Source organism: Streptomyces sp. NPDC086766 (genome assembly GCF_044746005.1).
Taxonomy (GTDB): domain Bacteria; phylum Actinomycetota; class Actinomycetes; order Streptomycetales; family Streptomycetaceae; genus Streptomyces.
Genome location: NZ_JBIVBI010000015.1, coordinates 180,809 through 187,559, shown reverse-complemented (window position 1 = coordinate 187,559; position 6,751 = coordinate 180,809). Strand labels below are relative to the sequence as shown.

Sequence of the window (6,751 nt, the reverse complement as noted above, 5' to 3'; positions counted from 1 at the left end):
CTGCCCCTTGAGGGAGGCGAAGAAGTTGCGGTAGGCGGCCTCCGCGTCGCGCAGCGCCTGCTGCAGCACCACCGCGGAGACCTCGCCCAGCCAGGGCCGCTCGGCGGTCCGCTTGGCCAGGGTGATCAAAGTGCGGGACAGCTCAGCCGCGCTCGGAATCGGCCTGCCCGCCGCGCGAGCGTCCTCACGGGCACGCACCGCGTCGTTGAACACCACGCGCGCGCACCCGAACGCCCTCGCCAGCGCGGCGCGTTGGCCCGCTGTCGGGTACAGGCGGAAGCCGTACCGAAGCTGCATACAGATCACCCTACGAATTCGGGTTGTGGATGAGATGCAGAACGTCAGGACTGGCCGGCCCTGTGTTTTCGTGATGCACGTGCACTTGGTTTTCGTGACCACGTTCCGGCACACGCTGTTCACGGATGCTCATCTGACAGGCATGGAGGAGATCATGCCGCGGTGACTTCGAGTGTGAACTGAGCGAGTGCAGCGGTGGGACAATCACGTCCAGCTCCTGGTGGACTTCCCGCCCAAGGTGGCCGTGGCCCGGCTCGTCAACTCCCTCAAGGGAGTCTCCTCCCGACGCCTGCGCCTGGGGGCACCTGCCGGCCGAAGGCTGGGGGAGAATTCCCCGACCGGGTGCAGCACTACTGGCGGGTCAACAAGCGCTGGTCCGGGTTCTACTTCGCCGGAACCGTCGGTGGCGCCCCGCTCTCCGTGGTCGAGCAGTACATCGAGAGCAGAACCGGCCCGTGTGAGCATCTCGGCTCCGCCAGGAGTAGCCGTCGCGGCGCTCCGCGCGGCAGGTGGCGAACATGCGACGGCCGGCTCCGCCGACCAGGAATGCGACGCTCCGCGTCGCCACGACAGGATGCTATTCACCACCGGGCTGAAGCCCGGTGCACTGCGAATGAATTTCGATAGCGACCGTGCTACTCGTCCGCCGCCGCTTCGGCGGCGTCCGGGTGGGCCTCGTCGGGCAGGCGGCAGGCGGCCAGCGCGGCGATGTCGTCGCCGAGCTGCGCGTCGCCGAAGGCGAGCAGGTCCTCGTGCAGCCGGTCCAGCAGCTCGCGGGGCGGCAGTTCGGCCCAGGACCGGACCCGGTCGGCCAGCGGATAGAAGGCGCCCGTGCGGTCGCGGGCCTCCGTCACGCCGTCGGTGTAGAGCAGCAGCCGGTCACCGGGGCGGAAGGGCTTCACGTCGAGGTGGTAGTGGTCGCCGACCAGCACCCCGAGGTTGATCGGCGGTGAGGGGTCGGTCGCGTGCAGCTCGGTGACCCGGCCCTCGCCGAGGAGCAGCGGGGGCGGATGGCCGCAGTTGACGATGCGGACCACGGGTTCGTCGTCGGGGATCTCGGCGAACACCGCGGTGACGAAGCGCTCCGCGATCTCGCTGCCGGGCAGTTGCGCGGCCCTGCGGCTCATGCTCCGCTCCACGCGGTGCGCCAGGCCGACGAGATCGGGCTCGTCGTGCGCGGCCTCGCGGAAGGCGCCGAGCATCGTCGCGGCCGTCTCCACCGCGACCAGCCCCTTGCCGCGTACGTCCCCGATCAGCAGCCGCACCCCGTACGCCGTGGGCACCGCCTCGTAGAGGTCGCCGCCGATGCGCGCCTCGGCGGCGGCGGACAGGTAGAGCGTCTCCACACAGATCCGCCCCAGGCGGTGGGGCACCGGGCGCAGCAGGACGCGTTGCGCGGTCTCGGCCACGGACCGCACCGTGGCGAGGGTCCGCTCCCGCCGGGTGCGGTGGGCGGCCAGCAGCGTGCCGAGGGCTCCCACCAGGGCCGTGGACACATAGGCGGCCACGTAGTGGCGGTCCCACAGGTAGCCCACGGAGCGGCCTGCGCAGCAGGGGGTCCCGGCCAGTACGCCCTCGAACACGACGGCGAACACGGTGACCCCGGCGACGACGGCGGGCCCGTGGGCGAACGCGGCGACCAGCGGCAGCGCGATGAGCAGGAAACTCACCGGCCACTGCACGGGGGTGACCGGCTCGAGCGCGAGGACCCCCGCGACGTACAGGACCGGCAGCCAGCGCATCCAGGCGGGCGGAGCCGGGAGCCGCTGGTCCGCGTCGGGGGAGTCGGTGCCGGCGACGTCCGGACGACGGTCCTCGGGGAAACGCTCAGGCGGCCTGTGCACAACAACTCCCGAAGGGCTTGATCAAGACCACCAGCCTGCGGCGGGACGGCGCCGGGGCCTGATGATTGCTCCAGGTAAGGGCATGTCAGATCGGTGGCGGAAACGGGTCGGTGAAGTGTGCGATCAGGGGCAGACGGGCGGAAGTGATCTTCACGTCCAGCCGAGGAGGGGCAGCACCGCCGTGACCACACCCGCACGCCGCATCAGACGGTCCGACCGCCGACGCACCTTCGATCTCCGCGCCACCGCCCTGTGCTTCGGCATCCTCGCCGCCGCGGTGACCGTCCTGGGGTTCACCGCCCGCACGGCGGCCGCCGCCGTGGAACGGCGCCCGGCCTGGGCCGTCGTCCTGGGCCTCCTCGTCACGGCCGCTCTCCTGGCCGCGCGGCGCCGGCGCCGCGGCTACGCGGTGAAGCGGGCCGCGTACCGGGCCGCCGTCGCGCTGGACGCGGCGACGAGGACGGCGCTCGACGCGCTGGAGAAACCTCCCGCCCCCGCCGTGCCCGAGCCGGCCCGGCTCGCACCCCACGCGGCGGACGTCTCCGTTCCGGCGCCCCGCGCCGGTGACGCGGACCCGCACACGGACCAGCACCTCACGCCGTACGCCGATCCGCCCGCCGGCCCGCGGGGCGTCGCCGGGGCCGGCCTTCAGCAGACCGTCGCCCTCGTGACCACGGAGCTGCCCGCGCGCCGAGGAGCGGGCGCGGAGACCGGAGGCGTCGACTACGAGGCGCTGGATCCGTACGAGTTCGAGCAGGCGATAGCCGCGCTGTGCGAGCGGGACGGATGCTCCTGCGTCGAGGTCGTCGGCGGAGCCGGAGACCTCGGCGCCGACGTCCTCGCCGTGACGCCGGACGGGCGCCGTGTCGTCATCCAGTGCAAGCGCTACTGCGCCACCAACCGGGTGGGCTCGGAGGAGCTCCAGCGCTTCGGCGGAACCTGCTACACGGTCCACGAGGCCGACGTCGCGGCCCTCGTGACCACCAGCGACTTCACGGCCCCGGCGGTCGAGTACGCCGAGCAGTGCGGGATCGTCTGCGTGGACCGGCAGGCTCTCCAGGCCTGGAGCGACGGCACGGGGCCGGAGCCCTGGGCCGCCGCTGACGGGAGCCTGGTTCCCTTCACGGAGCCGTGCCCGGAGTGATCCGGTCCGCGTCAGTGGTCCTGTCCGAAGTCCGCGTCCGCGTCCACGCCCGCGCCCGAGTTCGTGTCCACGTCCGCGCCCGAGTTCGTGTCCACGTCCGCGCCCGAGTTCGTGTCGGTGTCAGCGGCCGCGGACGTCGCGGCGAGGGCGTGGTCGAGGAAGCGGCGGTCGGCCGGTGGCAGGGTCCGGCCGGAGAGCCAGGCGATGCCGATGTCCCGGGCGCCGCGCACGTCGGTGATCTCCAGGTACCGGATCGGGAAGTCGGGCGCCGCCGCGGTGTCGGGTGACGAGGGGATGAGGGAGACGCCCAGACCGGCCGCGACCAGGCCGCGCAGGGTGTGGACCTCCTCGCCCTCGAAGCCGACGATCGGGGTGAATCCGGCCCGGCGGCACAGCGTCTCGGTGACGCCGCGCAGCCCGTAGCCGGGTTTGAGCAGGATGAAGGGCTCTCCGGCGACCTCGGCCAGGCGCACCCGGCGGCGCTGTGCCAGCGGATGCCGCGTGGGGACGGCGAGCCACAGCGGCTCGACCAGGAGCCGCCGCCAGGTGATCAGCGGATGGCCCGGGTCGTCGCTGGTGATGATCAGATCCGCGGTGGCGTCGAGCAGATGCTGGACCAGCCCGTTCTCCTCGTGCTGGTGCAGCTCGAACCGGATCTTCGGATACGCCTCGCGGAACCCGGTCACCAGCTTGGGCACCAGCCAGGTGCCGAGCGTGTGCAGGAACGCCAGTGACACCACACCCGCGTCCGGGTCGACGACCTCGGCGACGGCCCGCCGGCCGCGGTCGTAGCTGTCGAGGACGGCGTCGACGTACTCCTTGAAGACCCGTCCGGCCGGAGTCGGCCGCAGGACGCGGCCGACGCGCTGGAGGAGCTGCGCCCCCACCTCCTCCTCCAGGCGGTTCAGCGCCCGGGACAGGGCGGGCTGGGTGACCCGGGCGTCCGCGGCGGCCTCGGTCACCGTCAGTCCGTCGGCCACCGCCTGGAAGGAGCGCAGTATCTGGAGATCCATCTCCGTCATTCTGTCAGGGCACGTGGGTGGGCGCGGGGTGTCAGGAGGCCGCGCGCACGGAGGCTTCCGGGGCGGCGGCCAGGGTCCGTGCGGACACCGCGTCGCACAGCTGCTCGGCCGTGCCGATGGCCGCCTCCCAGTCCGGCAGCCGCCGCCCCGGGCGGCCCGGCTCGTCGTGGGCGTGCGCGGCGGCCCGCCGGGCCTGCGCGAGCTGCTGGTAGGCGGCGCGGCGCAGCGCGTGCCGCTGGGAGGGGGTGGCGGTGGGGGCCAGATCGCGGTAGCGGTACGCGGCGGACAGCGCGGCCTCGGTCTGCGCGGAGGCACGCCCGGCCGCCGAGTCGGGCCACAGGGCGAAGTGCGCGACGAGCACGATCGCCGCGGCCAGGGCCGTGTCGAGGATCCGCGCCCCGTACAGCGCCCGATGGTCGCCGAGCAGATCGACCAGGACGAACACGATCGCGGTCAGGCCCAGCGTGGCCAGCGCGTAGTGGTGGCGCACGCCCACGGCCATCAGGGCGCCGAAGGCGGCCACCGCGCCGATGAGGGCGTAGGCGTCCGTGGTCAGCAGGGTCACCGCGCCGATGGCGGCCACCCCGACGACGGTTCCGGCGCAGCGGTGCAGGGCCCGCCGGAACACCGGGCCGAAGTCGGGCTTGTAGACGAACGCCACGGTCATCGGGAGCCAGTAGCCGCGCGGGCCGTGCAGCAGCAGCGCGCACAGCTGCGCGACGAGCACGCAGACCGCCAGCAGGACGGCGTACCGCACATGGGACTCCCGCCCCTGCCACGGGCGGAGCGGCGGATGCAGGGCCACCTCGGGCATGCCCACCCGGTCGGTCTCCGCGCACAGCTCGGCGAGCGCCCGCAGGCCGGGCGATCCGGCCGGGACGTCGAGTACGGCCCCCTCCCGCGCGGACCGGTCGGACCCGCCGTCCGGGGCGGAGTGGCCGGAGGTGTCGGCCTCCTCGGCCCCGCCGGCCGGGACGCAGGCGGCGCCGGAGCCGGTGGCGGGAGCCAGGCGGGCGTCCGGCAGCAGTCGCTCCGCCATGGCCAGCGGTACCCGCGTCGCGGCCGGGGGCAGCGGACGCGCCTCCCACACCAGCGCCGAGGTCACCTCGCCCAGCCGCACGGCCGTGTGGAAGGCCCGCAGCAGCGCCCGCGGCTCCGGCTCCGCCCGGTCGCCGCGCGACCAGTGGCGGCGCATCGCCTGCTGGGCGTGGTCCAGCGCGGCGGTCAGCCGGCGCCGCGCGGCTTCGGCGGCGGGGGTGCCGGCCGCCGACAGCGCGTCGGAGGAGGCCCGGTACACGGCGAGCACGGCGGCCCGCTCGATGTCGTGCCGGCGCCACAGCCAGGGGGCCGCGGACAGCACGACGACCAGGCCCACCCCGGCGAGCAGCGCGAGGGGCGCCTGCCACCAGGGACCCGGCATCGGGATGCCGCCGCCGATCGTCACGCCGAGCAGGAGGTGCATGCCCGCCACGGAGGCCACCGCACCGCGCAGACTGACCGAACCGGCCACCAGCGCGGCGGCGACCAGGCAGACCGTCACCGCCGTCTGCTGCCCGACGCGGAGCGCGAGCTCCCCGGCGAGCAGGCCGAGGGCGGCGGCCAGGCCCATGAGACCGAGCCGCCGGACCCGCAGCCGGTACGGGTCGGCACCGTCCTGGCTCACCCCCCACAGGGCGCCGATCGCGGCGAGCACGGACGGGACGACGGCCCCGGTCAGCATGCCGACGAGGAGCGGTACGGCCAGCGCGACGGCACCCCGCGCCGCAGCCGCGAGGGGCAGCGTGCCGAGCCGGACGCCGACGGCGCGGCGCAGCCCCGACAGCGGGACGTCGCGCGGCGAGCGCCCCGTTCGTCCACGGGCTGCTGAGGTCATACGAGCGCTGTCCTTTCGAAGGCCGACCCGAGGGGCGGCGGCGTGCGAGGTGTGTCCGGCCGACCGGACCGGCGAGGTCACCGACGGGACGGACCCGAGGCGGACCGATGGGAGAGTGGGCGTACGGCGGGGGGGAGCCCCCACGAGGGCGGGCCGAGGCTCGCCGGGGGGCGGCCCGGCTCGGGTACCCGGGCGGAACCCGCGTACTCGGTGGGCCCGCGTCGTTGCGGTCGGGCGCCGCCGGTTCAAGGGTCGCGTACGAGGCATCCATGCGTCCAATGCCTGTCGCGCCGGTATTTCATGCGCAGCAGGCATACCGGCTGATCGGATGCGTCTTCCGCCCGTCCTCGGAGATCAACCGTTCGGCGCAGCCTGAGGTCCGGCCGCGGGGGAACCCGCGCCCACACCGGGACGTGCTCCTCCTTCCGTGTCCCGGGGAGTGGGAGTGCCGCAGCGCGGAACTCGAGCCGACTGCGGCACTCCCACCCGTTCGGCGCGCGGCGGGTCCGGGCGGACGGCCGTCCCGTGACTGCCGGGGCGCGGGGCGTTTGCGGCCGGAGGGGGCGCCGGG

General features: G+C 74.4%; 5 protein-coding genes and 1 pseudogene. 2 read left to right on the top strand and 4 right to left on the bottom strand.

The genetic code is table 11. From position 1 onward, the window contains the following. The coding region (locus ACIPM1_RS26120) for a helix-turn-helix domain-containing protein (protein ID WP_402438699.1) at positions 1-297 on the bottom strand (297 nt) is incomplete at its 3' end. Between the two features lie 25 nt (positions 298-322). On the opposite strand from ACIPM1_RS26120, the pseudogene tnpA reads away from it, so the two are divergent. Then, positions 323-756, top strand: a pseudogene (gene tnpA / locus ACIPM1_RS26115) (IS200/IS605 family transposase); the annotation flags it as partial. A 176-nt stretch (positions 757-932) separates the two neighbouring features. On the opposite strand, the gene ACIPM1_RS26110 reads toward tnpA, so the two are convergent. Continuing rightward, a complete protein-coding gene (locus ACIPM1_RS26110; protein ID WP_402438714.1) occupies positions 933-2,039 on the bottom strand; it encodes a PP2C family protein-serine/threonine phosphatase in 1,107 nt (368 codons plus the stop codon). Between the two features lie 283 nt (positions 2,040-2,322). Between ACIPM1_RS26110 and ACIPM1_RS26105 the strand changes: the two genes are divergently transcribed. Further along, the gene (locus ACIPM1_RS26105; protein ID WP_402438697.1) at positions 2,323-3,285 is read left to right on the top strand and encodes a restriction endonuclease; all 963 of its coding nucleotides are present in this window, start codon (positions 2,323-2,325) and stop codon (positions 3,283-3,285) included. An 11-nt stretch (positions 3,286-3,296) separates the two neighbouring features. Here the strand turns inward: ACIPM1_RS26105 and ACIPM1_RS26100 are convergent, their stop codons facing one another. Further along, complete coding sequence (locus tag ACIPM1_RS26100; RefSeq protein ID WP_402438695.1) at positions 3,297-4,298, bottom strand: LysR family transcriptional regulator; 1,002 nt, start codon at positions 4,296-4,298, stop codon at positions 3,297-3,299. A gap of 40 nt (positions 4,299-4,338) precedes the next feature. After that, entirely contained in the window at positions 4,339-6,180 is a 1,842-nt protein-coding gene (locus ACIPM1_RS26095) for an FUSC family protein (RefSeq protein ID WP_402438693.1), read from the bottom strand. Between the last annotated feature and the right edge of the window lie 571 nt (positions 6,181-6,751).